This is a genomic window from Geodermatophilus bullaregiensis (assembly GCF_016907675.1).
GTDB lineage: Bacteria > Actinomycetota > Actinomycetes > Mycobacteriales > Geodermatophilaceae > Geodermatophilus > Geodermatophilus bullaregiensis.
In genome coordinates, this window is the sequence record NZ_JAFBCJ010000001.1 from 4333873 (window position 1) to 4360538 (window position 26666).

Here is a 26666-nt window from a genome sequence, read left to right on the forward strand (position 1 = left end):
CATCGACGGCTCACGCCACCTTGGCGGCGTGGAAGACATCGGCCGGCAGCGCATGGTCGAGCTGCCACAGGATGCGCATCGGGCGCTCGCCGGTGTGGGACACGTAGGACATCGGCCCGGCGTAGAGGTAGGGCGGCGTGCCGAGCGTGCCGTCCGCCGTCTTGGACTCCCGGACGAACAGGTGCACGGACGTGCCCATCTCCCGGTGGTTGACGTAGCGCTGACCTGTCGCTGATCGCTCGGCCGTCGCGTTCTGCGACTCCCACTGAAATAGCGTCGGCGTGATGGCGTGGTCGGCGTACATCGTGGTGGGGGAGAAGTGCGCCTCCGTCTTCTGCAGGGTCACGAAGAAGACATCAGCGCGGTCGCCGGGCACCCAGCGCACGCCGGAGCCCCACGTGCCGTTGAGGTCCTCGAGCCCGAAGGCCGAGAGGGCCTCGTCGCGGCTGTAGCGCGCGTGCACGTGTAGCGGACGGTCGCCGGCCTCGCTCAGCGGGCGAGCCACCCGGTGGATCCGCTCGTGCAGGACGTCGCTCAGCTCGACGAGCTCCTGGGCGCGGCCACGGTTGGCCAGCAGTCGAGCCAGCGACTCCTCGATGCTGCTGAACGGTGTCCGAGAGCCGAACAGGGAGAAGTGCAGCATCGCGGTCAGTCGACGCAGACGAGCGCTGGTCTGGGCTGCGGTGCCCGGTCGCGCGGCCGACTGGAAGAACCGCAGCCGTTCTAGGTCGTCGACGTGCAGCATCCGGCCAAGTGCGGCGCCCAGGAGGGCGTCGTCCGAGCCAGGCACGTCGTCGACCCAGCCGGCCGCGCGCTGCAGGTCCAACCAGCTGCGGCCGTTGCCGCGGTAGAGGTCCTCGAGCTCGACGCCCGTCTCCTCGAGAAAGTTGGACAGCGAGGGCGACTTCTCCTGCTTCGCCTCGCTGACCAGCCCCTTCCACGACACGTTCAGCGACTGCTTGATGTTGTCGAGGACGATCCGCTGCGCCACACGGTCGAGCTCGATGTGGCACCCCGCCGGGAGGGTGGGGAAGCCCTGCTCGACGTCCCGCTGCACACCTCGTCGTGAGCTGCCGGTCAGCGCGCGGAAGCGCAGGTCGAAGCGGAACTGCTTGTGCTGGAAGCCGATGAAGTCGAGGACGGTCAGGCAGGGCTTGTCCTCGGCCAGGCGTAGGCCACGGCCCAGCTGCTGGAGGAACACTGTCGCGCTCTCCGTGGGGCGGAGGAAGAGCACGGTGTCCACGGTCGGGATGTCGAGGCCCTCGTTGAACAGGTCGACGGTGAACAGGACGTTCACCGTCCGGTCGCGCAGCGCCGCCAACGCCGCGGCTCGCTCCTCACGGGTCGACGTCGAGATCACCGCGCGGCTCGGGATGCCGGCCCTGGTGAATCGCTCGGCCATGTACTGGGCGTGCCGAACGCTGACGCAGAAGCCGAGCGCGCGCATCCGGCCGGGGTCCTCGACCTTGTCCTTCACCGCCTGCAGGACCAGCCGGACGCGGTGGTCGTCGCCGGTGTAGACGTTGGTCAGCTCGGCGACGTCGTACCCGCGGCCGCGCTTCCACCGCAGCTGGTCGAGCGCGACGTCGTCGTGGATGCCGAAGTACTGGAACGGCGCGAGCAGGTTCTGCTCGAGTGCCTCCCACAGTCGTAGCTCGACAGCGGTGCGTCCGTCGAACCAGGTGCGCACGTCGGCGCCGTCGGCCCGCTCGGGCGTCGCCGTCAGTCCGAGGAGGACAATGGGCTTGAGGTGCTCGAGCAGCCGTCGGTAGGTGGCCGCCTCCGCGTGGTGGAACTCGTCGACGATGACGACGTCGAAGTGGGTGGGGTCGAGCTTGTCGAGGTCGAGCTGGTTGAGCGACTGGACCGAGCCGAACACGTGCCGCCACTCGCGGGGCCGCTGGCCGCCGACGAACAGCTCGCCGAAGTCGCCCTGGCGTAGGACGTGGCGGAACGTCGACAAACTTTGGGTCAGCAGCTCCTCGCGGTGGGCGACGAACAGGAGCCGGTCGACCATGCCGCTGTCGCGTAGTCGTCGATAGTCCAGCGCGGAGACGACCGTCTTGCCGGTGCCGGTCGCCATCACGACGAGGTTGCGCCACCGCTCGTGGACGGTCCGCTCGGCGTCGAGTGCCTCGAGGATCTCCTGCTGGTAGCCATAGGGGCGAACGTCTAGCGAGGTGATCTGGATTGGCAGGTCGGACGGGCCGCCGCGTTCGGCCGCGAGGGCCTCGCGGAGCCGGTCGCCGTCGCGGGGCGGCTCGTAGATCTCGAACGACGGGTCGAGCCAGTAGCTGTCGAAGGTCTCGGCGAACGTGGTGAGCAGGTGCGCTTGCTCGACGTTGGACAGCCGCACGTTCCACTCAAGGCCGTCGGTCAGGGCGGTCCGCGAGAGGTTGGAGGAGCCGACGTACGCCGTCGACAGCCCGGTGGCGCGGCGGAACAGCCATGCCTTGGCGTGCAGCCGGGTCGTCCGAGTTTCGTAGGAGACCTTCACCTCGGCGCCGAGCTCGACCAGGCGGTCGAGGGCGCGCTGGTCGGTGGCGCCCATGTACGTGGTGGTGATGACGCGCAGCCGGCCGCCGCGCTCGCGCAGCTCGGTGAGTTGTTTCTCGAGGACCCGCAGACCCTGCCACTTGATGAAGGCGCACAGCAGGTCGACGGAATCGGCGGAGGCGAGCTCGCGGGCGACCTCGAAGCCGATACGCGGCTGACCGCGACCGTTGACCAGCAATGCGCTGGTGGACATCGGGACGGCCGGTCGGTCCGGGAAGGTCGCCGGGCCGGGTGTGGGGGAGGGCTGAGCGACGGCGAGCAGCGTGCGCGGCGGCTCGACGACGGCGTCCTGAGGGGCTGCGGCCTCCGGCGCCATTGCGGTGATGGCCTTGACCATGTCGTTCGCTAGCGCGACCTGCCGACTGACCGCGGTGCGGTCACTGCCGCCGGCTATGCGCAGGGCGCGCGACGCCAGCTCGGTGATGTGCCGCGTCAGGACCTCATGGGCGTCTGCGGGGTCCAACTCACCAAGGGAGAGAAGTTCCGGAGTCATGCCGGCCAGACGGTCGTGTAGCGACTCGGTCAGCAAGTGTTCGTAGACGCCGGGTGTCAGATCCCCCATGGACGGACCGTAACCGGAACACAACCGTCAGCTCGTGAGCCACTCGGTCAGCGGCCACCGACTCCTGGATTCGGCACGACAGGTAGCTCGTTGGCGGTGGCCACGGCGCGGCGACGGACCTCCGAGAGGTCACCGTGGAAGGCGTTGCGGCTGTTGCCGTCCAGGTTGAGCGGCAGGTCCAACGTGGCGATGAGTTGGTCCTCGAGCTCCCAAGGCCGCGGATGCTTGACCACGCTCACGAAGGCGTGCTCGGCCATCCAGGCCGACAGGACCTGCTCTCCAGCGACGAGAGTGCGTCGACGCCCCGAACCGACTCTGCGCAGCTGGATGCCCAACTCGTCGGCCAGGAGACAGCCGAGCGTCTTACGGAGCGTCGATCCCTCGGCGTTGCCCGAGTAGTGAGTCCTGATGCGCTGCCGGAGTTGGCCCTTGCTCGGCGGTCGTCCGTTCACCGGCGGTCGCTTGGGACTGATCCCCGTGTAGAGGAGCGTGAGGCCCTGCCAGGTTTGGCAGTTGCTCGAGTCGATGAGCGCCGGTGGCTGGTCGAACCACCACCCGTAGACGCCGGGGACGGCGGGGATCGGGCAAGGCCTGCGGAGGACGTCCTCGCGACGCCAGACGCGGTCGGGGGCGAGGAACCGAGCTACTGCGTCGAGGTCCAGGTTGCTGTCGTGCTCCTCGTTCATGCGGCCAGTGGTAGCCCGTGAAAGACCTGCTCGCGGTGCCAGACGACGTGTCGCGCGGCTGGCGTCGGTGTCCCTGGGCGCGGTTGGAGCCGACGACCGTGGAGCTCGTAGATGGCTCGGCCGTGGGAGGTTCGAGCGGAGAAGCGCTGGGACACCACCAGCGCCAGGTCGTCGTCGAGGCCAAGCACACCGCGGTCGAAGAGCTTGTGGTGCAGCGAGCACAGCGCCAGGCCGTTGTCGAGCTCGTCCGGCCCGTCGACGGTGAACCAGCGGATGTGCGCCGCCTCCAGGCCCACCGGCACGCCGCCGACCTGGCCGTCGAAGCCGCAGAACGCGCACTGGCGGTCCCACGCCTCCAGCACCCGCGCCGGCCACGAGCTGCTCCTCCGCCGACCCGTTCCAGGCGCGACCGTGCCGCCGTGGAGGAGTTCGGGGTCGAGCCCGACGGCGACCAGGACGTCGGGTGCGACCGTGGCGGGGAAGTGGGCCTCGACGAGCCCGCGAGCGACGTCGTCGACCAGCCCGGGACGTGACCGCAGTGCCGCCTCCAGCGACGCCTCCAGTCGGCCGGTCACACCGGCCCGCAGCGGGCCGACGTTGTCCATGGGCACGTCCCGGTCCAGCGTCCACACACCGTCCGACCGCAAGCGGGTGAAGGGATAGGCGGCGCTCTGGGCTCGTGGAGTCTTCGACGCCGGGCCGAACTCCTGGATGAGTTCCGCGAGCTCTCGCTCGGCGACGTCCCACGGCAGCTCGCTCGATCCGCTGGCTGCAAACCGGCTCAGCGCCAGGAGTACCAGCAGCGGCTTGTGCGGGGAGCGCCTGCCGTCCTGCTGGTGCTGTCGCAGCGCGGCCAGCCGACCGAGGACGGCTCGGGTCCGGGCATCAGCATCTGCCACGACCCCACCATCCTCTACGACCGGGCCGATTGTGCGCACCGCGACGGTGCACGGCGATCGAGCGAGGCAGGTGTGCACCCAGCGCGGCAGGTGAGTGCCTGGTTCGGGTGTGGCGAGCGGGACGGTAGGGACCATTCCGCACCGAAACGGTCCCGATGTGCGGCGGCGCGGCCTCCCGGTCGCTTAGCGTCCTGTCGCCGTCGAGGTCGCTGACGGTCCTGAGCACGAGTTTCGACGGGGCGGCAGGTCGAGTGCTCAGGCTGTCTCGTCCGTCACGGGAGTTCCTCAGGTGAGCGCATCCTTCCGCTCGACGCTCGATCACATGTTCAAGGCGCGGTTCCCCCTCCTCTACGTCGAGAGCTTCGAGGAGCAGCGGGTCATCTCCGAGGTCGCCTCCGTCGCATCAGGCCTGCGCACACCGCGCGGCGTCTGGACGTGGTCGGTAACCGAGGGGCTCGTCTCGCCCAACGGGTCGACGGACCGGTGCAGCAGCCGGGACGCCGCTGCCGCGCTCGAGGCCGCGGCGCGGGTCGACGAGCCGGCCGTCTTCGTGTTCCGGGACCTGCACACGTCGCTCGGTGACGGCAATCGGCCTGCGGACCCCACCGTCGTCCGGCGCCTCCGCGACCTGGCGTACGCCTTCAAGTCCGGAGCGGCGCCGCGTGCCCTGGTGCTGCTGTCCCCGCTGCTGCGCATCCCCCCGGAGTTGGAGAAGGACGTGACGCTGCTCGACTTCCCGCTACCCCGGGAGTCGGAGATCGGTCAGCTCCTTGAGAGCATGATCAGCACGAACCTGGCCGGTGGGCGCATCCAGGTCGACCTGGACGACCGCGGCAAGGAGAAGCTGGCCAAGGCAGCCCTCGGTCTCACGGTGGGCGAGGCGGAGAACGCCTTCGCCCGCGCCATGGTCAACGACGGACGGCTGACCGCCGACGACGTCGACGTGGTGCTGGAGGAGAAGCGGCAGACCATCCGCAAGTCCGGGCTGCTCGAGTTCATCCCGGTCGACGTCGAGCTGGACGACGTCGGGGGCCTGCAGAACCTCAAGCGGTGGCTGGCCAAGCGGAACGACTCGTGGCTCGCCGAGGCATCGGCCTACGGGCTCCCGGCCCCCAAGGGCGTCCTGATCACCGGGGTTCCCGGCTGCGGCAAGTCCCTGACCGCGAAGGCGATCGCCTCAGCCTGGGGTCTCCCGCTGCTCCGCATGGACATCGGCCGGGTCTTCTCCGGACTCGTCGGCTCCAGCGAGCAGAACATGCGGACCGGCATCGCCACGGCCGAGGCCATCTCACCGTGCGTCCTCTGGATCGACGAGATCGAGAAGGGCTTCGCCGGCGTTGGCGGCGGCGGTGACTCGGGGACCTCGTCCCGGGTGTTCGGCTCGTTCCTGACCTGGATGCAGGAGAAGTCGCGTCCCGTGTTCGTGATCGCCACCGCCAACAACATCGACCGGCTCCCGCCGGAGTTCCTACGCAAGGGACGATTTGACGAGATCTTCTTCGTCGACCTGCCGACGCGGTCCGAGCGGTGCGACATCTGGGGCATCCAGCTGTTGAAGCGGGTCCGCAGCGACGAGGTGCGCGGTCGGCTCGACAGCGACCGGCAACTGCTCGACGCCCTGGCCGATCAGAGCGAGGGCTACTCCGGCGCCGAGATCGAGCAGGCGGTCACGGCAGGGTTGTTCGACGCCTTCGCCGAGCGTCGCCCGCTGCGGGGGGACGACCTGCTCCGGGCGCTCCGGAACATGGTGCCCCTCTCGGTCACGCAGGCCGAGCAGATCCAGGCCGTGCGCGAGTGGGCCGACGTGCGGGCCGTTGCGGCCAGTGCAGCGGAACCCGCCCTCGTGTCAGGAGCTGCGACGCCTGGGGTTTTGGGGCACGCACCCACGGCCCCGGCCCGCGGCGGCCGGTTCGTCGACTTCTGACCGCGGCGGCTCCCGGAGGTGGAGTAGGACGTGAGCATCTCGCTCGTGCTGTTGCCCTTGGCTGTGGCGGCCGTGACCGCAGCCCATGACGCCATGGAACGTCGGTCGGCGGACGGCCGTCCAGTCTGCTCCGTGTCCACCCGGATGCGCGACGGTGCCCTGTTGGCCCGCGCCCTGGAGGACACCGGTGCCTCGGTTGACGCGTCGGCGGACAGCCTGCTCATTCGGTGGACCGGCATGGCGGCTCGCTTCGACCGCGACATGGCCGGCGTCTGGAACGCCCACTTCAGCGGTGACGTGGACGAGCAGCGGGCCCGTGAGGTGGTGGGCCTCATCGACGCCGCCTACGGTCGGCGCGTTCAGGCTGCCGTCCTGCAGCGGCTGCGGCAACGGGCACCGGCCGTCGGGTTGCGGCTCGAGTCGGAAAGCGTCGAGGACGACGCCTCGGTCACCCTGGTCCTCACCGTGCAGCGGAGCGCCTGACGATGACCGATCCCGTGGAGCTGCACGTCCGCGTCGGGGTCGACGGGGTCGTCACCGCGGAGACCAGGAAGGTCACCGGTGTCGCCTGCCTCGACTACATCGCCGTGCTGGAGGACCTCCTCGAGGCCACCACCACCGACAGCGCCTACACCGCCGACTACACCCGAACCGCCACACAGCAGGAGCTGGACAACCGCAATGACCTACGCCAGTACTGATCCTCGGTTCAACGGGCTTCCTGGGCGATCCGCCGAGAACAGGCTCCTCAGTGCCTCCTGGCGCCGGCGGCACAGCCTCTGGCTGCTCGGTCCCCTCTTCGGCCTCGGCATGGTCACCTGGGCCTCGTTCCTCTACATCGGGTGGAAGGCACGCCGGCGCGCCTGGCTCGTCGCCGGAGCCCTGTACGCGGTCGCCACCGCAGTCGGCTTCTACTTCACCGACGGGACCGAAGGCCCCGACGGGAAGTCGAACGAGTGGTTGGGCGGCTTCCTCGTGGCGTTGTGGGTGGGCGGCATCGTGCACGCGCTGCTCAGTAACCGCGCCTGGCTGACCTGGCGGTCGCAGGACACCACTCCCTGGTACGCCCAGCAGGCGCAGCAACCGGTCGCGGGCGGCACTGTCCCCGTCCCGGGGCCCCCGGCGGAGCTATCGGCACTCGGCATCGACTCGTCACGGTTCTACGCAGCTGCGCCACCGTCGGCTGTCCCGCAGCAACCGGTGGCCACACTGACCGGCGACCCCGCCCCGCCACCTCCGCCGGCGCCTCCAGTGGCGTACCCGGCTCCGCTCGGAGCGCCCACCGCGTCCCACGCGCCTCAGGCCCCCTCCTCGGTCCCACCCCTCGACATCAACGAGGCCACTGAGCACCAGCTCGTGGCACTGCCCGGCGTCACCCCAGAGCGGGCGGGGAGGCTGGTGATCGCTCGCGCTCACCGAGGCGGTTTCAGCACGGTGGAGGAGTTTGCCGAGGTCGCGGGCCTGGCCCCACACGAACACCAGCACATCAGGCGCCTAGTCCACTGCAGCCGTCCTGCGTCCCCTCGTCCGGCGGGCGGGTCGAGTGGCGGACGGGTGGTGGACTTCTGAGCCGCTTCGCCACGGAGCCTCCGGCACCGCCCGAGCAGGTGCCCGAGGGCGTCGTCGGAGTCGCCCGCCTGGTGCCGGTCACCCAGGCGGAAGGCCCCGGCCGGCGCACCGCCTTATGGGTCCAGGGCTGCTCTATCCGATGTCCAGGTTGTTTCAACCCGCAGATGTGGACCCGGCGCGGGGGTGTGAAACGCAACGTCGACGAGCTCGCGAGCGAGATCATCGCCGGCGCCACGGCCGGGGACGTCGAGGGCGTCACGATTCTCGGTGGTGAACCGTTCGAACAAGCGGCTCCGTTGGCGCGACTGGCTGCCCTGGTGCAGGCGGCTGGGTTGTCGGTGATGACCTTCACCGGCTACGAACTCCCCGTGCTCCGGACCTGGGCGGTCGGTCGCTCCGACATCGCGACGCTGCTCCGGTCCACCGATCTGCTCGCGGACGGCCCATTTCTCCAGGACCGGCTGGATGTCTCCAGGCCGTGGATCGGGTCCACCAACCAGGGGCTGCACGCTCTCACCAAACGCTACGCCGACCGCTTGTCCGCGCTGAATCAAGAGGCCGACCGCCTCGAGATCAGGGTCAACCGCGATGGATTGGTCGCCGTCAACGGCTGGGCCGACACGGAGACGTTGGACCGTCTGCTCGCAGGTGTCGGACGCCGGGGAGACGGTCCGCGACGCTCCTGACCCGTCCCGACGTCACGGCCCTGCCATCGACGGATCGCGCTGTGACTCCGACCGGCCGACGGTCGTCCGGGCCCTCGACGACTGCCGGTACAGGTCGCACCGGCGAGGTGTCACAGCGAGGCCACAATCTCGTCGAGCTGGGCGTGGGTGAGGCCGACGGCTCGGTCCGAGGCGATCACCAGCACGTGCGGGTGAGCGGCCAGTCAGTCGCCGGTGTCGGCGGCCTGCTCGGCCAGGTCGTCGTCGATCCACACGATCCGGCGGTCGGGCTCCGACTCGGCCACCTCGCGGGCCATGGCGAGCTTCCACCACCCCGACGCGCCGTCGAGCGACGCGAGGAACCCGACCGGTGCGGCGCCGGCGCGGGCGTGCGTCCTCAACCCGCGCGGCAGTCCCATCGGCTCAGCCAGCAGCCGGTCGGCGTCCGTGGTTCGGGCAGTCGGCCGCTGAGTTCCCATCCGGCCCGACTCGTGCACCTCCGAGCCGCGGGTCGCCCCACCGGGGAGCGTGTGGGCTGACACTGCTCAGATGTAACTTGTGTACATGTCCGAGCTGAGCGAGCGCAGCGTCTCCGAGGCGCGCAAGGACCTCGCTGCCGTCGTCGACCAGGCCCGCTCGACTCACCAGCCGGTCTACCTGAGCCGCCGCGGCCGGCGGGTGGCGGCGGTCATCGCCGCGGAAGACCTCGAACGCCTGCAAGGGCTCGCCGAGGACATGTCCGACATCCTCGATGCCGAGGCCGCCCGGGCGGAGCTCCGCAACACGGCGGCCGAGCCGGTGCCCTGGGAGCAGGTGAAGGCCGACCTGGGCCTGACGTGATCTACCAGATCCGGCTCGCGCCGGCCGCCGTCCGTCAGTTGCGCAAGCTCGACCCGCCGGGTCGCCGGCGGGTCCAGGCGGCCATCGACCTCCTGGCCGATGACCCTCGTCCGCCGGGAGCACGGCCACTGGTCGGCGGAGCCGGGGAGTGGCGGGTGCGGACCGGCGACTTCCGCATCGTCTATGACATCCGCGACCGGGAGTTGCTGGTCCTGGTCGTCAAGATCGGTCACCGGAGAGACGTCTATGAGCGGCGGTGACCAGGGGCTGGCGACGGTGGCCGGCGGGTGAAGGGGGGCCGTCGGCGCGGACAGTGGACGACGGACGCCACGGCTACAGCCAGGCCTCGATCTCGTCGAGCTGGGCGTGGGTGAGCCCAACGGCCCGGTCAGGGGCGACCACCAGTACGTGCGGGTGAGCGGCCAGCCAGTCCCCGGTGTCGGTGGCCTGCTCGGCCAGGTCGTCGTCGATCCACACGATCCGGCGGTCGGGCTCCGACTCGGCCACCTCGCGGGCCATGGCGAGCTTCCACCACCCCGACGCACCGTCGAGCGCCCCGAGGAACCCGACCGGTGCGGCGCCGGCGCGGGCGTGCGTCCTCAACCCGCGCGGCAGTCCCATCGGTTCGGCAAGCAGCCGGTCGGCGTCCGTGGACCAGGTGGTCAGCCACTGGATCTCCACCCGGCCCGACTCGTGCAGCTCCCGCAGGCGGGCGGTGACGGTCGGGTCCCAGGACAGCACGAAGCCGTTGAACACGCCCCGCTCCCAGCCCTCGCGCAGCTCCCGGCGGGGCGCGTTGAGCACACCGTCGACGTCCAGCAGCAGGATCGGACGGTCCCAGGTGGAGCGCATGGCCGATCTTCCGCCCGGAACGGACGCGCGGTCGACTGCTCCGGACCCGGGGGAGGGATTGACGCCGATCACCACGAGCCGCGAAGCCGCTGAGCTCCGGCCGGTCCCGAGCGCGTGAGACGGAGCGGCAGCGCTCGTAGTGTCAAGCACCGTGCATGCAACGCTGCTATAGTGCATGCGTGCCCGTGTCGATGACCATCCGCGACGTGCCGGACGAGACGCGCGATGAGCTCGCCGCGCGTGCCGCTCGCGCGGGGCAGTCGCTGCAGGAGTACGTGCGCGCGCAGCTGAACGAGCTGGCGCGGCGTCCCAGTCCCGTGGATCTCTGGGACCGGGTCGAGCACCGGGTCAGGACGACGGGGAGCCGGCTGGCGGCCGAGGAGATCACCCAGCTCCGCGACGACGACCGACGGTGACGATCGTCGTCGACTCATCCGTCGTGGTCGCGGCGCTGGTGGACGACGGCCCGGACGGCGCCTGGGCCCGTCACGGCCTCCGCGGCGAGGTCCTCGCGGCACCGGCGCACCTCCACGTCGAGGTGTCGAACGTCCTCCGGCGTGCCGTGCTGACGCAGCGACTGGGGCGCGACGCCGCGGCGCTGGCCCACCGTGACCTCGTGCTCCTGTCGGTGACGACCTTCCCGTTCGAGCCGCTGAGCGACCGCGTCTGGGCGCTGCACCCCACCGTGACCGCTTACGACGCCGCCTACGTCGCCCTCGCCGAGGAGCTGGACGCCGACCTGTGGACCCTCGACCGCAGGCTCGCTGGAGCGTCCGGGCCGCGGTGCCGCTTCCGGACCCCTGTCGGCTGAGGGGCGCCCAGCCGAGACGACGGAGGCCGTCCCGCCGCGGTGATCGGCCACGGCGGGACGGCCTCCGTCAGGGGTGCGTCAGGCGACGTCGTCGAACTGGATCTCGCCCGCCTCGGACCCGGCCTTCGCGAGGATGAAGGCGATGACGTCCGCGGTGTCGGTCCGGTACGCGAAGCCCGTCCCGGCGCAGGCGCCGTTCACCACGAACGAGTTGACTGCGGTCACCGTGTCACCGATGAGGATCGGGCCGCCGGAGTCCCCGAAGCACGTGCCGCCGCGGCCGTCGCCCGGGTTGGTCGACAGCTTCACGTTGTAGCCGCCGGCGTTGGTGCCGTTGAGCCCGATGATGAAGCTCTGGGCGGTCAGCCGCTCCCGGTAGGCCACCGTCTTGGTCCGGCTGCCGTTGCTCTCCTGCACGCCGTAGCCCGAGATCGTGGTCGTCGCCGAGTTGCCCGGGTGCGCGGCCTTGTACCGCTCCAGCGCGCCGGCGGTGGCCAGCGAGGCGTACTCGTCGATCCCCGGGTACACGGTCTGCACCGGGGCGTCGAGGAGCAGGAGGCCGGCGTCCCTGGTCTCCGGGATCTCGTCGAGGCCCTCGTAGCCGTACGAGTAGATCTCGTGCGACGTCGCGCCGCCCGACTCCGGGTAGCCCGGGACGTCGGCCTGGACGTCCTGCTCGAAGTAGACCCGCGCGCTGGTGGCCACGGTGCCCTCGTCGTCGAGGGTCACGCAGTGCCCGGCCGTGAGGAACACCCGGTCGGTGAGCAGGCTGCCGGAGCAGCGGTGCGAGGCGGTCCCGTCGGGGTTGTAGAAGACGGCGAGGCCCACGTACTCGTGCTCGTGGTCGTCGGTGAAGTTGCCCGTGATCGCCTGCGCGGCGGTCCCCCCGGCGAGCACCAGCGCCGATGCCAGCGCCACCGTGGTCACGGTCTTCCGCATGCGGATCTCCTTCGATCTGCGTCGGTTCCGGTCCCGGACAGGACCGGTTCCGGAGGTTAGCCAGCAGAGCTGCGGAAACGCCAGAGCGGAGGCGGACCGTTCCGGAGCGTGACCGCAGTCGTCACCGTCCGCGTCCGTCCGGCGGGCGTCGCGCCGGCGACCGGTGGGCGAGCGGTCAGCCGCGCTCGGCGAGGGCGGCAAGCCGGGCGAGCGAGGCCTGGAGCCGGTCGGCCGTGGTCGCCCGCGCGCGCGGGAGGCGCTCCTCGTCGGTCAGCCGGGACCAGTCGTAGGCGTGGGTGACGCGTGTCCGCGACGGGTCGATCGGCTCGAGCTCCCACCGCCAGAGGTGCCCCGGCGGCTGGTCGCCCGGTTCCGCGGGGCGCCACGCGATGAGCCGGCCCTCCTCGAACTCGACGACGTGGTTCTCCCGGACGCTGCCCATGGTGAGCGTCGTGCGGAACACCGCACCCACGGCCCGGACCCGCTGGCCGTCGGCAGCCGCGGCCAGGTTGTCGTTGCCGTCCCAGCGGGGCTGCTGGGCCGGATCGGCGATGAGCTCGAAGATACGTCCGGCGCCGGCCGCGATCTCGCGACTGGCGCTCACGACGCGGGGAACCTCCTCGTCGCCGGTCATGCCGACATGGAAGCAGCCGCGGCGCTCGCTGTGGGCGACGTCGTCCGCCCCGTCAGCTCCACGGGGCCGTGCCGTCGCGCATGAGTCCGGCGAGATCGGGCTCCAACAACCTCATGTCGCGTACCGTGAACGCGCCCAGCGACCATCGGGCGACGTGCAGCAGATCCCCGAGGTCGAGGTGGATCACTGGCCGAGCCGCTCCAGGGCCTCGGCACAGCGGGGGAGCTCCCGGTCGAGGACCCGGTCGAGCAGCTCGCGCTTGCTGTTCCGCTCGATGTAGTCGCGGACCGCCTGTCGGGCGACGTCCTGCATCGACCGGCCCTCCAGCTCCGCCCTGCGGCGCAGGGCCTCGGTCTCCTGCTCGTCGAGACGGAGAGTCATCGCCACGGCCTCACATGATGCCGAGCCTGATGTCAGCAGATGACCTGGACGTCGCGGAGGCCGCCCCGATGCGGCCACAGGCCATGGCGGGACGGCCTCTTGGGGGAGCGTCAACGACCAGTGTCGACTGGGCCTCGGTTGCCTCTGTCCCGGCCTTCGCGACGATCGAAGCAAGGTGGAGCAGGAGTCGCCCACCGAGGTCGTGGTGGCGCAGCGTGCGTCGCCACTCGTGCCCCCGCGGCGCGGTCGGTCAGGTCAGCCCGGGCAGGTTGACCACGATCGCCTCCTGGCTGCTGCGGGCGATGACGACGACGGCCTCCTCGTCGGTCGGGTTCTCCTCGCGGTGCGGGGTGTGCGGTGGCACGAAGACGTAGTCACCCGGCCCGGTGGGCAGCCGCACCTCCTCGCCGTCCTGCGCGAAGACGAACACCGGGTGGCCGCGCAGCACGTGGATCGCGGTCTCGGAGTCGCCGTGGTGGTGGTCGCCGGACGACGTCCGTGGGGCGACGTGCGTCTGCCCCATCCACACCCGTTGGGCGCCGACCGTCTTGGCCGACACCGCCTCGCGCCGGGTCATGCCGCTGGTCTGGCCGGTGTCGCCGGTGAGGTCGCCGGCCCGGATGTGCCGCAGCGGCTGGTGCCAGCCGTCGGCGTGCTGCTCGGTCATGGCCTCAGCCGATCGCGCGGCCGGGCCGCGGTCAAGCGCGGACGGTTCCGGCCGGGACGAGGCCGTCGTGGTCCGGCCGTCCCCCGTCGTGGGGCGGGTGTGACGACGGCGACCGAGGCGGAGGTGCCGACCGGCGGCGCGACTGCCGATGGCTCAGGGGAGCGACGGTCCAACCCCCGTCGCCGGGGAGTGCACTCGCGATGGCTGGACGACGACGGCTCGGGGACGGCCTCGCGGTCCTCGGCGGCGCGCGGCCCGACCTGCTCGCGGCGGCGCCCGGTGCGCGCTCGCGGTTCGTCGCGCTCGGCGGCGTCCTGCTCAGCACCGGCGGCCTCGCCGTCGCCTCGGCGGCCTTCGCGCTGCACATGGCCCTCGGCGTGTGGTGGCCGTTCGCGCTGCTGCTCGGCCTGGGGTGGGGCGCCGTTGTGGTCAACCTGGACCGGATGCTGCTGGTCGGCATGGCCCACGACTCCTCGCTCAAGCGCAACCTCGCGCTCGCCGTCCCGCGGGTGGGCCTGGCGCTGGTGCTCGGCGTCGTCGTCGCCACGCCGCTGACGCTGCAGGTGTTCCACAAGGAGATCGACGCCGAGATCACCGTCATGCAGGCCGAGGCCGCCGACGCCTACCGGCAGTCGCTGGAGTTCGACGCGCGCTTCACCGGGCTGGCCGAGCTGGAGGAGCGGGTCGCCACCGAGCAGGACGTCGTCGCCAGCGGCGGCGCCACCGACGTCGCTCTGGCCGCCGTGCAGGCCGAGGTGACCGCGAAGCAGGCCGCCTACGACGCGGCGCTGGCCACCCAGCGCGACCTCGAGGCCCGCGCCCAGTGCGAGCTCGACGGCACCTGCGGCACCGGCGACGCCGGAACCGGCGCCGCTTACGTGCAGGCCCGTGCGGCCGCCGACGCGCAGGCCGCCGTCGTCGCCGGTGCGCGCTCGGAGCTGGACGCCGCCCTGTCGACGGCGGACGGCGCCGAGTCGCGCAGTGCCGACCTCGCCGCCGCTGCGCTGGCCACCGACTCCGCCGAGCTGGCGCGGCTGAACGCCGAGCTCGACCGGCTGCAGTCGGCGTTCGACGCCACCAACGAGGGCTCCGGCGGCATCCTGCTGCGGCTCGAGGCGCTCGACCGGCTCAGCGACCGCAACGCGACGCTCGCCGTGGCCAAGTTCATGCTGTCGCTGCTGTTCATGTGCGTGGAGATCCTCCCCGTGCTCATGAAGGTGCTGCTCAACTTCGGCCCGCCCACCGCCTACGACCGGCTCGCCGCGATGCGCGACTCCGGCGACCTGGACATCGAGGAGCTGCAGCAGCAGTCGCGGCGCACCGTGGCCGAGGCCAAGGAGGAGCTGCTGGTGATGGCCGAGCAGGAGCGTCTCGACCGGCAGAAGGCCGCCATCCGCGCCCGCCACCTCGCCGCCCTGGCTCAGGCCCAGCTCGACGCCGAGGACGCCGCCCGGCCGACGTCGCAGCCTGCGCCGCCGGCCGAGGAGCCCGGCCGGCAGCTGTGGGACACCGGCCCGATCCGCCTGGCCCGCACGGCCGCGCGGACGCTCCGGACCTCCCGCCGCCCGTCCGACCGCATCGCGGTCTGATGCAGGACGACGTCCGCGCGCTGCGCGCCTACGTCGCCGAGCACCTGGGCGACGAGCTGGTCGAGTGGCCGGGTGGGCGGCCCGGTGAGGTCGAGGTGGCCCTCGTCGACGCGGTCATGTCCATCCGCGCCCGTTACGGCCGGCCCGGCCTGGCGCCGACCGGCGTGCACCGCGCGGTGGCGGCCTACCGGAGGCTCCGCGGCGAGGGGATGCTCGACGACCTCGGTGCCCTGGCCGCCATCGACCCGGCCGACATGGGGCGGGCGGTAGGCAGTCAGAGGACCGGCGGTGAGCTGAAGGCCGAGGCGATCGTCCGCGCGGCCGCGGCGCTCGCCGCAGTCGGGGTCGTCCGCGCGGACGACGTCCAGCCGGGAGACGAGCGCCAGAAGCGCGCCTACACCTCTGTCCGTGGCCTGGGCTGGGTCACCTGGGAGTACTTCGGGATGCTGCTCGGCCGTCCCGGCGTCAAGGCCGACCGGTGGGTGATCCGGGCAGTCAGCAACGCGGTCCGCCGACCGGTGGTGACCGCGACCGAGGCGAAGGACGTCGTGCTCGCGACGGCCCGCGACACGGGGGAGAGCCCGACCCGACTGGAGCACGCGCTCTGGGCCTTCGAGAGGTCGCGCGAGCAGGTCTGACGACCGGGCCCGGCTGATCCGTCAGTTGCCGTGTGGTGTCACCGCGGGACCATGGCCCGGTGGCGATGACCCCCCACACCGACGAGGAACCCGACAGGGTGCTCGCCGCGGACGAAGGCACCTCCCGGCAGGAGGTGAGCCGAGGCGTGGTGCACGGGCCCTCTGTCCGCGGCGGGCACGCCGCAAGGGTGACCGACAGCGCTGAGCGTCTAGCGAGCCGGTGGAGGAACGTCCTGCACCGCCTGGGCACCATGTGACCGAGGTCGACCGCCTCGACCCGGAGGACCTCCTGGTGCTGGTGCGGATCCTCGGGGCAGTGCCGGTCGCCGACCGGCCCAGTGGGGACGAAGGGCTCTGGGGACGGATGGGTCCGGCTGCCAGGGTCCTCGGAGGAGCTGCGAGGTCGGGACATCCAGGAGGAGTCATGACCACTCCCGCCGAACTGGTCGAACGGGCGCGGCAGCGGTGGAACGCCGGGGACCTGCCCGGCTACCTCGAGCTGTACGCCGAGGACCTGCGGTTCCACGGCGTGGAGCCGGATCCGATGGACAAGGCGGCCGTTGCCGCCTTCTACGGGCAGTTCTGGTCGGCAATGGGGGCACCGGGCCGCCCGAACCCGCACCTCGAGTTCCACCAGCAGCTCACGGACGGCGACATGTTCGGCGGCCGGTTCGTCGTGAGCGGTGAGCACCGCAGCGACTTCATGGGCGTGCCCACCACGGGTCGGCCCTACGAGTTCGGGGGCGTCACGATCATGCGGTTTCGCGACGGCCAGGTGGTCGAGCGCTGGACGACTGCCGATTTCCTGGGCCTGATGGTGCAGTTGGGTGCCATCCCGGCCCCCGCTCCCGCCTGAGGAGGCAGCTTCCGCCCCGCTTCTGGCAGGGCGACATGGTGGACCGCGAGCCTGCAGCGAGGACTTACTGGCCAGAAGTCCGGCTAGACTGCATGCATGGCCACGATCCCGCTCAGCGAGGCGAAGGACCGGTTGTCGGCGCTGGTCGAGGCAGCGGAGAAGACGCACGAGATCGTCACCATCACCCGGCACGGCCGCGAAGCCGCCGTCCTGATGGCCAAGGCGGACCTCGACTCGCTGCACGAGACCCTGTTCTGGCTCTCGCAGCCTGACGTTCGCCGGGACATCGATGCGGCCCGTGCCGAGGCCGAGCGGGGTGAGACGACGTCCGGGAACGAGCTGAGAGCCGAGTTCGGCCTCGGCGAGTGACCACGCCGTTCGAGGTCCGGATCTCCTCGGCGGCCCGACGTCAGCTCGGCCGCCTGCCCGCCAAGGTGGCGGCGGCCGTGGTCGAGTTCCTCACCCTCGTCCTCCCCGACAACCCGCTACGACTCAGCAAGCCATTGACCGGGGAACTGGCCGGACTGCGCAGCGCACGACGAGGGGACTACCGGGTCCTCATCGAGGTGGACGAGAGCAGTCGGCAGATCCTCGTGATGCGGATCGCGCACCGGTCCGACGTCTACCGGCCCCCGGCGCCGTCCGGCACGGAGTGACGCCGGATCAGCGCGATCAGGCCTGGCGGGAGACCGTGTGGTCCGGACGGATGCCGAGGACCTGCCGGTCGTAGGCAGCGTGGTGGACCGTGCACAGCTCCAGACCGGGCCTCGCTACCGGGATCCCTGCACGCCGGGGACCCGGCCTGGTGACCCGGGCGGACTCGGAAACGGCTTGTGGCGGTTCCGCGGCCGGCGGAGCATGTCGTGCCACGGCCGTGGGCACCGGAGCGGTTTCGCGGTCGGCACAGTGGGGAGGGGACATGACCGCCACAGCACAGGGTCGCCCGGCTCTGAAGGGCTTCCACCACGTCTCGATCACCGCCACCGACCTCGACGCCAGTGTCGCGTGGTACCAGCGTGTCCTGGGTCTGCAACCCCTGCCCATGACGTTCCCGCACTACGGCTCGGAGGACTCCGGACACGCGATCGTGCTGCTCGAGCCGGAGCAGGGGTGGGCGATCGGCATCCACCACAACGTCGCGAACTCCGGCACGCCGGCGGACGAGACGGTGACCGGGCTCGACCACGTCGCGCTGGCGGTGGCGACCCGGGAGGACCTCGACGCCTGGGCTGCGTGGCTCGACGGCATGGGCGTTCAACACGCAGGGGTCACGGACACCACCGATCCCATGCCGTACTCGGTGCTCGTCTTCCGCGATCCGGACAACATCCAGCTGGAGATGGTCCACCTCCCGACCTGAGCGGTCAGCGGGCGTCGGCGAGCCGCTCCAGCGCGGCGGTGAAACTGGCGTTCCACAGACCCAGGTGCGGCCAGCGCTCGGCCACGTGCGCCGTCGCCTCGTCGACCGACATCCCCTCCTCGCGCACCAGCCAGCCGCGCAGCACCAGCCCGGTCCGCGACGCCCCGCCGTGGCAGTGCACCAGCACCGGGTGGCCCTCGGCGCGCAGCGCGGTCAGGTCGTCGAGGACGTCGGCGAGCATCACGTCGAGGTCGACGTTGTGCTCGTTGTCGGCGATGTAGGCCATCCGGTGGTTGGTGTGCGGGAACGGCTCGCCCAACCGGCACAGCGAGATGACCGCGAACCCCTCGTCCGAGTACCGCGCCCCGTCGAGGTTGCCCGCCCAGATCCCCGGCAGCACCTCCACCGGCCCGATCCGTGGGATGACGCCCGGGTCGTACGACGGCACCGGCTTGCCGTCCAGCGCCGCGGCCAGCTGCTGCAGGTCGGCCAGCCGCCACACCCGGTCCCCGTGCCCGGGCACCCGCCCGTGCACCACCGACGACCACCGCATGGGGATGCCGCCCATCCCGTACACCGCCCCGGCCAGCCCGCCGGCCACGCACGCGACGGTGTCCGTGTCGCCGCCGAGGTCGACCACCAGCCGCAGCACCTCGGCGAAGTCCGCACCCATCCGCAGCGCCCACACCGCCTGCCCGAGCGTCGGCCACACCGCGCCGTTGGACTCGGTCGCCATCGACGGCTCCCAGTCCGGCGCGAGCACCGTCGCCCAGCGCTCGCGGTGCTCAGACGCCACCAGGGACAGGGCAGCGGGGACGGCGGCCAGCGGGTCACCGCCGTCCAGCGCCACCCGCAGCAGCTCGTGGAACACCGCGCACCCCTCGCCGGCAGACGGGTCCCCGTGGGTCAGGGCAGAGATCCGCCGCGCGGCGTCCACGGTCGCGTCGGTGCCGAAGCGCGAGAACCAGATCGCCGCCGGCGTCGTCCGCATCAGCGACCCGTTGCCCGCCGCGTGCCCCGACCGCGCGAAGTGCTCGGCGGCGGCCCGGTCCCACGGCAGCCCCGACCGCAGCACCGCCCGCGTCTGGTTGCCGATGTCCGGCGGCTCGGCCTCTGCCCACCTGACGAACCGGTCGAAGAGCTCCGGCTCGGACAGCCCGCCGTTCTCCACCAGCGAGCCGGCCACCATCAGCGCCATCTGCGTGTCGTCGGTGAACTCGCCCGGCTCCCAGTCGCCCGACCCGCCGCCGCACATCTCCGTCGACGAGCCACGGGCAGGAAGCGGGAAGCGGGCCGAGAAGGCGCCCGGCGGGCCGAACTCGAACGGCGCCCCCAGCGCGTCACCCACCGCCGAGCCGACGAGAGCGCCGGCCACCCGGTGCGAGCGGTGCAGTCCTGCGGTCACGTGCGCATCCTCCCTCCGGCGCGGGTCACCCCGATCACGCAGTCCGCATGAGACCGTCCCGTCTCGATGTACCGCACCGACGGCTCCCTGGTCCTCAGCCCCACCGACCTGACCCGCCACCAGGCCTGCGCCCACCTGACCACGCTCGACCTCGCCGTCGCCGACGGCCGGCTCGCGCCGCCGGCCGAGGGCCCCGGCGACCACGCCGAGCTCATCGCCGACCTCGGCACCGAGCACGAGCTGCGCTACCTCGACGCGCTGGAGGCCGAGGGCCGCACCATCGTGCGCGTCCCCGTCCGGCTCGACGCGCGCGGCCGCCGGGAGGCCGAGGCGCTCACCCTCGAGGCGATGCGCGCCGGCGTCGACGTCGTCCACCAGGCGCAGTTCACCGACGGCACGTGGGCCGGCGCCGCCGACTTCCTGCTCAAGGTCGGCACCCCGTCCGCGCTGGGCGACTGGTCCTACGAGGTCGCCGACGCCAAGCTCGCCCGCCGCGTCAAGGTGCCCGCGCTGCTGCAGATGGCCACCTACGCCGAGCGGCTCGCCGTCCTCCAGGGCCGGCAGCCCGACCGCGTCTGCGTGGTCACCGGCGACGGCGTCGCCCACCCGTGGCGGCTGGTCGACGTCGCCGCCTACGCCCGCCGCGCCCGCGCGAAGCTGGCCGCCTTCGTCGCCGACCCGCCGGCCACCGAGCCGGTCCCGACCCCCTACTGCAGCCAGTGCACCTGGAAGCCGCGCTGCGACGGCGAGCTGCTCGCGGCCGACGACCTGAGCCTCGTCGCGGGCATGCGCGCCGACACCCGCGCGGCCCTGCGCGCCGCCGGCATCACCACCCTCGAGCAGCTCGCCGCCGCCGACGACGCGACTCTCCGGGCCGCCCGCATCGGCGCGGCCACCCGCACCCGCGTCCAGGAGCAGGCCCGCGAGCAGCTGCGCGAGCGCGCCACCGGCGTCCCCACCCGGACCCTGCTCCCGCCGGCGAAGAACACCGGCCTGCTCCGGCTGCCCGAGCCCAGCGACGGCGACCTCTACCTCGACTTCGAGGGCGACCCGCACTCCGCCGACGGCGCCGGGCTCGAGTACCTCGCCGGCATCGGACGGCGGGACGGCAGCTTCGCCGCGCTGTGGGCGCACGACCCCGCCGCCGAGAAGCAGATGGTCTGCGACCTGATCGACCTGATCCGGGAGGCCTGGGACGCCGACCGGGGCATGCACGTCTACCACTACGCCGCCTACGAGGTCAGCGCGCTCAAGCGGCTCACCGGCCGCTACGGCGTCCGCGAGGCCGAGCTCGACGAGCTGCTGCGCGCCGAGCGGTTCGTCGACCTCCACCCCGTCGTCCGGCAGTCGATGCGGATCAGCAAGGGCTCGTACTCGATCAAGAAGGTCGAGGCGTTCTACGGCCGGCAGCACACCGGCGAGGTCGCCGACGCGATGGGCAGCGTCATCGCCTACGAGAAGTGGCTCGCCGACCGCGACCCCCAGCGGCTCGTGGACATCGAGCTCTACGACAAGGACGACGTCGACTCCACCCGCGAGCTGCACGACTGGCTGGAGACGCAGCGCGAGGAGCTGGAGCGGGAGTTCGGCGGCCAGGACCGCCCGCTGGTGTCGGAGACGACCGGCCCGGCCGAGCGGTCGGAGGCCGAGCTCGCCGAGCTGGCGCTGGTCGGCCGGCTGCAGGAGGCCGGTCACGACCTGCTCGCCGACCTCGTCCAGTGGCACCGCCGCGAGGCCCGTCCCGGCTGGTGGGAGTTCTTCAGCCGCAAGGACCTCGACGACGCTGCCCTGGTCGAGGACGGCACGGTGCTCGGCGGGCTGTCGGCGCCCGTCGAGGTCGGCACCGAGAAGCGGTCGAAGCTCTACGCGCTCGCGTTCCCGACCCAGGACACCAAGCTGTCGGTCGGGTCGACGGTGGTCGACGTCGACACCCGCGTCCGCGTCGGGGAGATCCGCGAGCTGGACGCCGTCGCCGGCCGCGTCGTCGTGAAGTCGACGAAGGAGCCCTCACCGCGGGCGCTCGGCCCGGAGGGGCCGATCGACGACAAGGGCATGCGCGGCGCGATCGCGGCCACCGCCGGCGACGTGCTGGGCGGCAGGCCCTGTCTCGGGCAGGCGCTGCTGGAGCGGCGGGTACCGGCCGACTGCCGCCGCCGTCCCGACGAGCAGGCCGGCGACGCCGTCGTCCGCATCGGGCTCGCGCTGGACGGCGAGGTGCTCGCTGTCCAGGGCCCGCCGGGCAGCGGCAAGACGCGGGCGGCATCGCGGCTGATCCGCGCGCTGCTCGACGCCGGCAAGAAGGTCGGCGTCACGGCGACGTCGCACGCCGTCATCGGCAACGTGCTGTCGGCGGTCGGCCGGCCCGCGTTGCAGAAGTGCGACGAGAAGCAGGCCTGTGGCGCGCCCGGCGTCGAGTGGTCGAGGGACGGCAAGGAGGTCGCCTCGCGGCTGCTCGACGGCGACGTGTCGCTCGTCGGTGGGACGGCGTGGTTCTGGACGCAGCCCGACCTCGCCGAGGCCGTCGACGTGCTCGTCGTCGACGAGGCCGGCCAGTTCTCGCTCGCCAACGCCGTCGCGGTGGCGCGGTCGGCCCGCTCGCTGGTGCTGCTCGGCGACCCGCAGCAGCTCGCCCAGCCCTCGCAGGGCGTGCACCCCGGTGACTCGGGGCTCTCGGCGCTCGAGCACCTGCTCGAGGGCCACCCGACCGTGCCGGCAGGCCGCGGCATCTTCCTCGACACGACCTACCGGATGCACCCGGCGCTGACCGCGTTCGTGTCCGACCTCGCGTACGAGGGCCGGCTGGAGTCGGCGCCGCTGCGGGAGCGGATCACCGTGCGCCCGGGGGGGCTGGTGTCGGGCAGCGGCCTGGCGGTGCGCTCCGTGGGCCACACGACGTCGGCGTCGGCGTCGTCCCGGGAGGAGGCGGCCGAGGTCGCCGCCGTCTGGCATTCGCTGCAGGGCGTCGGGTGGGTGGACGCCGAGGGCGCCGAGCGGCCGATCGGGCCGGACGACGTCCTCGTGGTGGCGCCGTACAACAACCAGGTCGGGCTGATCCGGTCGCTGCTGCCGGACGGCGCGCGGGTGGGCACGGTCGACCGGTTCCAGGGTCAGGAGGCGCCGGTGGTCGTGTACTCGACGACCTCGACGTCGGCCGACGACGCGCCGCGCGGGGTGCCGTTCCTGTACGACCTCAACCGGCTCAACGTGGCGGTGTCGCGGGCCAAGGCGCTGGCCGTGGTGGTGATGAGCCCGCTGCTGCTCGACGCGGCCGTGCGGACGCCGGAGCAGCTGCGCCAGGTCAACGCGCTGTGCCGGCTCGCGGAGATGGCGCAGCAGTCGGCGTGACGGACGACGGGCTGACCGAGGGCGACGCCGTCCTGGCGGCGCTGCTCGGTGTGCCCGTCGGCGCGCTGGCGCGGGCGCTGGGCGCTGGCTGGACCGAGGTGCCGGGGCCCGCGCACGAGCAGTGGTTCGTGAGTGGGGAGCCGGCGCAGGTGGCGGTCGGCTGGGACGGCTTCGGCTTCACCCTGGCGCGGCCGGAGCCGCGGTGGGACGGGGTGTGGCCCCTGGTGTGGGAGTTCGCGGCCGACCGCCGGTTCCAGGCCGAGGAGGTCCTGTACGAGCCAGAGGTGCTGGCAGAGGCCGCCGAGGAGGTCGCCCGCCGCCGTCGGCGGACCTTCCGCTGGTGCCCGGTGTGCCGCGAGGTCAACGCCCGCGAGCACGTGCACGACAGCACCGGCCTGTGCAGCCGCTGCGCCGGACACTTCCTCGGCATCGTGCACTGAACGGCACCGGTCGGGCCCTTGGGCGATGACGAGCTCGTGTGCCTCGTCGTCCGACAGGGGCAGTGAGATCCGGTCCAGGCCGTGGAACGCGACGGTGGCGGCGAGCGGCAGCCGTTCGTCCAGGTCGAGGTGGGTCACTGGCCGAGTCGCTCCAGAGCCTCGGCGTAGCGCGGCAGTTCCCGGTTGAGCACGCGGTCGAGGTCCCTGTCCGGCTGGCGGTCGGTGTCGACAGCTGGGAGCTCCTCGGTCGGTGGGGTTGAAACGGGCGGCGGTGAGCCGTCCGGGCGAGCGAGGAGCTGCCGGATCCGCGCCTCCGCGTCGTTGCGCTGGATGCGGCAGACGGTGAGGAAGGCGCCGAGGGAGTAGAGGATGTCCTGGTCGATCGCGTCCCGTGGTACCTCACGGAGCCACGTGACCGGTCGCTGGTGCCGCATCGACTCGGGGGCGTCCGGCACGTAGCCGTAGGGCCCTGTGACACGGCCGAAGGCGACGACGGGCTCGGTCTTCAACGGCAGCGCGACCAGATCGCCGTCGGCCATGCGCCTCTGGAAGGCGTCGACCTGGCCGACCCAGTTGGAGATCGTCGAGGGCTTGGCGTCCGGGTGGGTCTCGATGAGCCGCTCCCGCAGCTCGTCGGTCGTCGTCACGTCGGAGAGGTCCCCGGCCCGCGGCCAGCCGATCCCCACCACGTGACGGCTCAGGGCGAGCTCGTCACCCTCGCCGTGCCGGCCACTGCGGACCATCCAGAGCGCCATGCATCCCCCATCTCGAGCTGCCTGCGGATGCTCGCACCCGGAGGATCGGACGCGCGCAGGGGCGTCAGGCGGCGCGGGGGAGCAGGGGTTCGGGGACGGTGATCGGGGTGCCGTCGGGTCGCCAGGTGCGCCATCGCCCGTCGGGTTGTCGTTCGACGCGGAAGCCGTGGTGGACCTTGGTGTGGTGGCGCTCGCACAGCAGTGCCGAGTTCTCCAGGTTCGTCTCGCCGCCGTCGATCCAGTGGACGAGGTGGTGCACCTCGGCCCACCAGGTGGGTGCATCGCAGCCGGTGAACACGCAGCCGCCGTCGCGCAGTTCGACCGCGCGGCGCAGGTACCGGTCGGCCAGGCGCTGCTCGCGGCCCAGGTCCAGCGGTGCGCCGTCGGGGCCCATGACGACGCGGGAGACGGTGGCGTCGCAGGCCAGCCGTCGGGCGCGGGCGGCGGAGATGGTCGCGCCGAAGCCCATCCGCCCGGCCCCGGGTCCGGTGGCCGGATCGGCCAGGTCCTCGACGTCGATGACCACGGCGACGTGCGGCTTGACCGTGCGCAGGGTGGGCAGGTCCCCGGCGGCCAGCGCGTTGTCGGCCAGCTGCACCAGGGCGTCGCCGAGGCGCTGGGCGCGGGTGCGGTCGTCGCCGGCGGGCCGGTCGGCCTGCACGAAGGACTCGACCGCCGCCTGGAACTTCTCCCCACCGGCGGCGTCGAGCTGGCCACGGAAGGACAGCGATCCGTCGGCGTGCTTGGCCAGCGTGAGCGACCGGCCCTCGGTGGGATCGGGTTCGGGTCCGTCGGGGTCGAGGTCGGCCAGGTAGTGCCGCACCACGCGCACGAAGTCGGCGTGCGGGTGATCGAGGGCCACCTGGGTGAGGACGGCGTCGATGACGGCCAGGTCCACCCCGGCGGCCGCGGCGGCGGCCAGCCGCTCGGGCGTGAGGATCTGCCCGGCCACGGCCACCTGCTCGGCGCTGACCAGCCCGGTGTCGTGCGCCTCGGCCAGCGCGGGCAGGTGCTCGAGAACCCGCCCGGCGGTCACCAGCCGGCCGGCCGCGGCCGCCGAGAGCCGGCAGTGCCCGCGCAACCAGGACGCCGTGCTCGTCAGCCCGTCCCGCTCCGGTGCCTGGGACAGTTCCGCGGCCCGTACCCGCCGCGCCAGCAGGGCATCGACCCGGTTGCGCTCGGCGACCAGCGCGGCGACGTCGTCGAGAACGTCACCGCCCACCGGATCACCCGAACACATGTACGAATTCTAACCGATCGGACCGGGGTGCTCAACCTGAAAATGCAGGTCAGCGGCCTATGAGGTGCGATGTGTCAGCGCGCATCGAGAGAGGTCACGGCGGCGGCTGGCCGCCGACCACGCCGGCGACCACCGCGGCCGCGGCATAACCGGACCGGACGGCGTCCAGCACGGACTGCCCGGCGCGCCAGCCGCTCAGCACCCCGGCCGCGAACGCGTCCCCGCACCCGGTCGTGTCACGCAGCCGCCCCGCCGGCAGCGGCTCGACCGGCACCTCCCACGCGCCCGCCGCCGAGACCACCCGGGTCGGGCGGGCACCGGCGTGCACCAGCACCAGCCCGGGTGCCCAGGCCGGCAACGAACCGTCCAGGCCCAGGGCCGTGGCCTCGGCGGCGTTACAGGAGAGCAGGTCCGGCCGCAGCCCGGCGAGCAGGTCGGTGTAGGCGCCGACCCCGTGCGCGGCGATGCGGGTCGCGGCGGCGACGTCCACGCTGATCGGCACCCCGCGCCCGTGTGCCGCCGACGCGGCGCCCCGCAGCGCGCCGGGGAAGCGCAGCAGGTCGTAGCCGTCCAGGTGGACGACGGCCGCATCGGCGACCCACGAGGCGCGGACGTCGGAAGGCTCCAGCCCGCCTTCCCCACGGTCGGTCAGCAGCGTGCGCTCGCCGTCGGGGTGCACCAGCACCGTCGACACCGGCGCCCGTCCGCGACGCACCACCGCCACCTCGACGCCGCGCCCGGCGAGACCGGCCAGCAGGTCGTCGGCGAGCGGGTCCGCGCCGGCCCAGCCCGCCAGCCGGGACGGGACACCCAGCCGTGCCAGGTTCGCCGTCACGGTGGCCGGGGCGCCGCCAGCCGTCGTCGTCCGGACCACCCGCTGTTGGCCGCCGACCACCAGGGGAGCCGACAGCTCGAGCAGTTGGTCGGCGACCAGCTTGCCCAGCGCGACGACCGGTCCCCGCCCGGCGGGGCGGGGCCACGCCGGGCCGGTGGAGGTCACGGCCGAGGAGTCTCCACCGGACCGTCCTGACGCGACGGCGCCCCGGCCCACCA

At 72.4% G+C, this 26666-nt stretch carries 30 protein-coding genes; 17 read left to right on the plus strand and 13 right to left on the minus strand.

The window, feature by feature from the left end:
- Nucleotides 1-10 precede the first annotated feature (10 nt).
- Genes JOD57_RS20785 through JOD57_RS20795 form a run of 3 tightly spaced genes read right to left on the minus strand, consistent with a single transcriptional unit; the run spans nucleotide 11 to nucleotide 4703 of the window.
- The gene (locus JOD57_RS20785; RefSeq protein WP_204693752.1) at nucleotides 11-3118 is read right to left on the minus strand and encodes a DEAD/DEAH box helicase; all 3108 of its coding nucleotides are present in this window, start codon (nucleotides 3116-3118) and stop codon (nucleotides 11-13) included.
- A gap of 47 nt (nucleotides 3119-3165) precedes the next feature.
- Complete coding sequence (locus tag JOD57_RS20790) at nucleotides 3166-3804, minus strand: GIY-YIG nuclease family protein (protein WP_204693753.1); 639 nt, start codon at nucleotides 3802-3804, stop codon at nucleotides 3166-3168.
- Nucleotides 3801-4703 carry a phosphorothioated DNA-binding restriction endonuclease gene (locus JOD57_RS20795; RefSeq protein WP_307824825.1) on the minus strand — a complete coding sequence of 301 codons (903 nt, stop codon included), beginning with the start codon at nucleotides 4701-4703 and terminating at the stop codon, nucleotides 3801-3803. The genes JOD57_RS20790 and JOD57_RS20795 overlap by 4 nt, the downstream gene beginning before the upstream one ends.
- A gap of 289 nt (nucleotides 4704-4992) precedes the next feature.
- Here JOD57_RS20795 and JOD57_RS20800 point away from each other — a divergent pair, with 289 nt between their 5' ends.
- Genes JOD57_RS20800 through JOD57_RS20820 form a run of 5 tightly spaced genes read left to right on the plus strand, consistent with a single transcriptional unit; the run spans nucleotide 4993 to nucleotide 8882 of the window.
- On the plus strand, nucleotides 4993-6627 hold the full coding sequence (locus JOD57_RS20800) for a Ycf46 family AAA ATPase (protein ID WP_307824826.1): 1635 nt from the start codon (nucleotides 4993-4995) through the stop codon (nucleotides 6625-6627).
- A 30-nt stretch (nucleotides 6628-6657) separates the two neighbouring features.
- The gene (locus JOD57_RS20805; RefSeq protein ID WP_204693755.1) at nucleotides 6658-7110 is read left to right on the plus strand and encodes a hypothetical protein; all 453 of its coding nucleotides are present in this window, start codon (nucleotides 6658-6660) and stop codon (nucleotides 7108-7110) included.
- A 2-nt stretch (nucleotides 7111-7112) separates the two neighbouring features.
- On the plus strand, nucleotides 7113-7328 hold the full coding sequence (locus JOD57_RS20810) for a DUF2997 domain-containing protein (RefSeq protein ID WP_204693756.1): 216 nt from the start codon (nucleotides 7113-7115) through the stop codon (nucleotides 7326-7328).
- Entirely contained in the window at nucleotides 7309-8196 is an 888-nt protein-coding gene (locus JOD57_RS20815) for a ComEA family DNA-binding protein (RefSeq protein ID WP_204693757.1), read from the plus strand. Before JOD57_RS20810 ends, JOD57_RS20815 begins: the two co-directional genes overlap by 20 nt.
- A gap of 38 nt (nucleotides 8197-8234) precedes the next feature.
- Complete coding sequence (locus JOD57_RS20820; RefSeq protein ID WP_204693758.1) at nucleotides 8235-8882, plus strand: 4Fe-4S single cluster domain-containing protein; 648 nt, start codon at nucleotides 8235-8237, stop codon at nucleotides 8880-8882.
- Nucleotides 8883-9085: 203 nt separating this feature from the next.
- On the opposite strand, the gene JOD57_RS20825 is transcribed toward JOD57_RS20820, so the two are convergent.
- The gene (locus JOD57_RS20825; protein WP_204693759.1) at nucleotides 9086-9280 is read right to left on the minus strand and encodes a hypothetical protein; all 195 of its coding nucleotides are present in this window, start codon (nucleotides 9278-9280) and stop codon (nucleotides 9086-9088) included.
- A 145-nt stretch (nucleotides 9281-9425) separates the two neighbouring features.
- Between JOD57_RS20825 and JOD57_RS20830 the strand changes: the two genes are divergently transcribed.
- Together JOD57_RS20830 and JOD57_RS20835 are read left to right on the plus strand one after the other, a co-directional pair.
- Complete coding sequence (locus JOD57_RS20830) at nucleotides 9426-9701, plus strand: type II toxin-antitoxin system Phd/YefM family antitoxin (protein ID WP_204693760.1); 276 nt, start codon at nucleotides 9426-9428, stop codon at nucleotides 9699-9701.
- Complete coding sequence (locus JOD57_RS20835; RefSeq protein ID WP_204693761.1) at nucleotides 9698-9961, plus strand: type II toxin-antitoxin system RelE family toxin; 264 nt, start codon at nucleotides 9698-9700, stop codon at nucleotides 9959-9961. The genes JOD57_RS20830 and JOD57_RS20835 overlap by 4 nt, the downstream gene beginning before the upstream one ends.
- 73 nt (nucleotides 9962-10034) lie before the next feature.
- Here JOD57_RS20835 and JOD57_RS20840 read toward each other — a convergent pair whose 3' ends face one another.
- Entirely contained in the window at nucleotides 10035-10553 is a 519-nt protein-coding gene (locus tag JOD57_RS20840) for an HAD domain-containing protein (protein ID WP_204693762.1), read from the minus strand.
- A 179-nt stretch (nucleotides 10554-10732) separates the two neighbouring features.
- Between JOD57_RS20840 and JOD57_RS20845 the strand changes: the two genes are divergently transcribed.
- Nucleotides 10733-10969: a FitA-like ribbon-helix-helix domain-containing protein gene (locus JOD57_RS20845; protein WP_204693763.1), complete on the plus strand. Its 237-nt coding sequence runs from the start codon at nucleotides 10733-10735 to the stop codon at nucleotides 10967-10969.
- A complete protein-coding gene (locus tag JOD57_RS26515; protein ID WP_204693764.1) occupies nucleotides 10966-11364 on the plus strand; it encodes a type II toxin-antitoxin system VapC family toxin in 399 nt (132 codons plus the stop codon). The genes JOD57_RS20845 and JOD57_RS26515 overlap by 4 nt, the downstream gene beginning before the upstream one ends.
- A gap of 78 nt (nucleotides 11365-11442) precedes the next feature.
- On the opposite strand, the gene JOD57_RS20855 is transcribed toward JOD57_RS26515, so the two are convergent.
- From JOD57_RS20855 to JOD57_RS20870, 4 genes are all read right to left on the minus strand, one after another.
- Nucleotides 11443-12303, minus strand: a complete 861-nt coding sequence (locus tag JOD57_RS20855; RefSeq protein ID WP_204693765.1) for a trypsin-like serine protease — start codon at nucleotides 12301-12303, stop codon at nucleotides 11443-11445.
- A 175-nt stretch (nucleotides 12304-12478) separates the two neighbouring features.
- Entirely contained in the window at nucleotides 12479-12907 is a 429-nt protein-coding gene (locus JOD57_RS20860; protein WP_204693766.1) for an SRPBCC family protein, read from the minus strand.
- Between the two features lie 213 nt (nucleotides 12908-13120).
- Nucleotides 13121-13318, minus strand: coding sequence for a ribbon-helix-helix protein, CopG family (locus tag JOD57_RS20865; protein ID WP_239572884.1), 198 nt, complete (start codon nucleotides 13316-13318; stop codon nucleotides 13121-13123).
- A gap of 250 nt (nucleotides 13319-13568) precedes the next feature.
- Entirely contained in the window at nucleotides 13569-13985 is a 417-nt protein-coding gene (locus JOD57_RS20870) for a cupin domain-containing protein (RefSeq protein WP_204693768.1), read from the minus strand.
- Between the two features lie 200 nt (nucleotides 13986-14185).
- Here JOD57_RS20870 and JOD57_RS20875 point away from each other — a divergent pair, with 200 nt between their 5' ends.
- From JOD57_RS20875 to JOD57_RS20900, 6 genes are all read left to right on the plus strand, one after another.
- Nucleotides 14186-15574, plus strand: coding sequence for a DUF4407 domain-containing protein (locus JOD57_RS20875; protein ID WP_204693769.1), 1389 nt, complete (start codon nucleotides 14186-14188; stop codon nucleotides 15572-15574).
- Entirely contained in the window at nucleotides 15574-16212 is a 639-nt protein-coding gene (locus tag JOD57_RS20880; protein WP_204693770.1) for a DUF8548 family protein, read from the plus strand. The genes JOD57_RS20875 and JOD57_RS20880 overlap by 1 nt, the downstream gene beginning before the upstream one ends.
- 424 nt (nucleotides 16213-16636) lie before the next feature.
- Nucleotides 16637-17068: an ester cyclase gene (locus JOD57_RS20885; protein WP_204693771.1), complete on the plus strand. Its 432-nt coding sequence runs from the start codon at nucleotides 16637-16639 to the stop codon at nucleotides 17066-17068.
- Between the two features lie 96 nt (nucleotides 17069-17164).
- On the plus strand, nucleotides 17165-17437 hold the full coding sequence (locus tag JOD57_RS20890; protein WP_204693772.1) for a type II toxin-antitoxin system Phd/YefM family antitoxin: 273 nt from the start codon (nucleotides 17165-17167) through the stop codon (nucleotides 17435-17437).
- Nucleotides 17434-17724, plus strand: coding sequence for a type II toxin-antitoxin system RelE family toxin (locus JOD57_RS20895; protein WP_204693773.1), 291 nt, complete (start codon nucleotides 17434-17436; stop codon nucleotides 17722-17724). The genes JOD57_RS20890 and JOD57_RS20895 overlap by 4 nt, the downstream gene beginning before the upstream one ends.
- A 263-nt stretch (nucleotides 17725-17987) precedes the next feature.
- A complete protein-coding gene (locus JOD57_RS20900) occupies nucleotides 17988-18428 on the plus strand; it encodes a VOC family protein (protein WP_204693774.1) in 441 nt (146 codons plus the stop codon).
- Between the two features lie 4 nt (nucleotides 18429-18432).
- Here the strand turns inward: JOD57_RS20900 and JOD57_RS20905 are convergent, their stop codons facing one another.
- On the minus strand, nucleotides 18433-19833 hold the full coding sequence (locus tag JOD57_RS20905; RefSeq protein WP_204693775.1) for an ADP-ribosylglycohydrolase family protein: 1401 nt from the start codon (nucleotides 19831-19833) through the stop codon (nucleotides 18433-18435).
- 66 nt (nucleotides 19834-19899) lie between these two features.
- Here JOD57_RS20905 and JOD57_RS20910 point away from each other — a divergent pair, with 66 nt between their 5' ends.
- Nucleotides 19900-23178: a TM0106 family RecB-like putative nuclease gene (locus JOD57_RS20910; RefSeq protein ID WP_204693776.1), complete on the plus strand. Its 3279-nt coding sequence runs from the start codon at nucleotides 19900-19902 to the stop codon at nucleotides 23176-23178.
- Nucleotides 23175-23618, plus strand: a complete 444-nt coding sequence (locus JOD57_RS20915) for a hypothetical protein (protein WP_204693777.1) — start codon at nucleotides 23175-23177, stop codon at nucleotides 23616-23618. Before JOD57_RS20910 ends, JOD57_RS20915 begins: the two co-directional genes overlap by 4 nt.
- Nucleotides 23619-23752: 134 nt before the next feature.
- Here JOD57_RS20915 and JOD57_RS20920 read toward each other — a convergent pair whose 3' ends face one another.
- The 3 genes from JOD57_RS20920 to JOD57_RS20930 form a co-directional block, all read right to left on the minus strand.
- Nucleotides 23753-24373: a restriction endonuclease gene (locus JOD57_RS20920; protein WP_204693778.1), complete on the minus strand. Its 621-nt coding sequence runs from the start codon at nucleotides 24371-24373 to the stop codon at nucleotides 23753-23755.
- A 64-nt stretch (nucleotides 24374-24437) separates the two neighbouring features.
- Nucleotides 24438-25595 (minus strand): HNH endonuclease signature motif containing protein, encoded by a 1158-nt coding sequence (locus JOD57_RS20925; protein WP_307824827.1) that lies wholly within the window; start codon nucleotides 25593-25595, stop codon nucleotides 24438-24440.
- Between the two features lie 112 nt (nucleotides 25596-25707).
- Nucleotides 25708-26613 carry a carbohydrate kinase family protein gene (locus JOD57_RS20930; protein ID WP_204693780.1) on the minus strand — a complete coding sequence of 302 codons (906 nt, stop codon included), beginning with the start codon at nucleotides 26611-26613 and terminating at the stop codon, nucleotides 25708-25710.
- Nucleotides 26614-26666: the final 53 nt, after the last annotated feature.

Excerpts from the sequence above, each read along its gene's own strand:
- JOD57_RS20785 (WP_204693752.1), bottom strand. The coding sequence starts at position 3,118 with ATGGGGGATCTGACACCCGGCGTCTACGAACACTTGCTGACCGAGTCG.
- JOD57_RS20790 (WP_204693753.1), bottom strand. The coding sequence starts at position 3,804 with ATGAACGAGGAGCACGACAGCAACCTGGACCTCGACGCAGTAGCTCGG.
- JOD57_RS20810 (WP_204693756.1), top strand. The coding sequence starts at position 7,113 with ATGACCGATCCCGTGGAGCTGCACGTCCGCGTCGGGGTCGACGGGGTC.
- JOD57_RS20815 (WP_204693757.1), top strand. The coding sequence starts at position 7,309 with ATGACCTACGCCAGTACTGATCCTCGGTTCAACGGGCTTCCTGGGCGA.
- JOD57_RS20825 (WP_204693759.1), bottom strand. The coding sequence starts at position 9,280 with ATGGGACTGCCGCGCGGGTTGAGGACGCACGCCCGCGCCGGCGCCGCA.
- JOD57_RS20830 (WP_204693760.1), top strand. The coding sequence starts at position 9,426 with ATGTCCGAGCTGAGCGAGCGCAGCGTCTCCGAGGCGCGCAAGGACCTC.
- JOD57_RS20840 (WP_204693762.1), bottom strand. The coding sequence starts at position 10,553 with ATGCGCTCCACCTGGGACCGTCCGATCCTGCTGCTGGACGTCGACGGT.
- JOD57_RS20855 (WP_204693765.1), bottom strand. The coding sequence starts at position 12,303 with ATGCGGAAGACCGTGACCACGGTGGCGCTGGCATCGGCGCTGGTGCTC.
- JOD57_RS20865 (WP_239572884.1), bottom strand. The coding sequence starts at position 13,318 with ATGACTCTCCGTCTCGACGAGCAGGAGACCGAGGCCCTGCGCCGCAGG.
- JOD57_RS20870 (WP_204693768.1), bottom strand. The coding sequence starts at position 13,985 with ATGACCGAGCAGCACGCCGACGGCTGGCACCAGCCGCTGCGGCACATC.
- JOD57_RS20875 (WP_204693769.1), top strand. The coding sequence starts at position 14,186 with ATGGCTGGACGACGACGGCTCGGGGACGGCCTCGCGGTCCTCGGCGGC.
- JOD57_RS20880 (WP_204693770.1), top strand. The coding sequence starts at position 15,574 with ATGCAGGACGACGTCCGCGCGCTGCGCGCCTACGTCGCCGAGCACCTG.
- JOD57_RS20885 (WP_204693771.1), top strand. The coding sequence starts at position 16,637 with ATGACCACTCCCGCCGAACTGGTCGAACGGGCGCGGCAGCGGTGGAAC.
- JOD57_RS20890 (WP_204693772.1), top strand. The coding sequence starts at position 17,165 with ATGGCCACGATCCCGCTCAGCGAGGCGAAGGACCGGTTGTCGGCGCTG.
- JOD57_RS20900 (WP_204693774.1), top strand. The coding sequence starts at position 17,988 with ATGACCGCCACAGCACAGGGTCGCCCGGCTCTGAAGGGCTTCCACCAC.
- JOD57_RS20910 (WP_204693776.1), top strand. The coding sequence starts at position 19,900 with ATGTACCGCACCGACGGCTCCCTGGTCCTCAGCCCCACCGACCTGACC.
- JOD57_RS20920 (WP_204693778.1), bottom strand. The coding sequence starts at position 24,373 with ATGGCGCTCTGGATGGTCCGCAGTGGCCGGCACGGCGAGGGTGACGAG.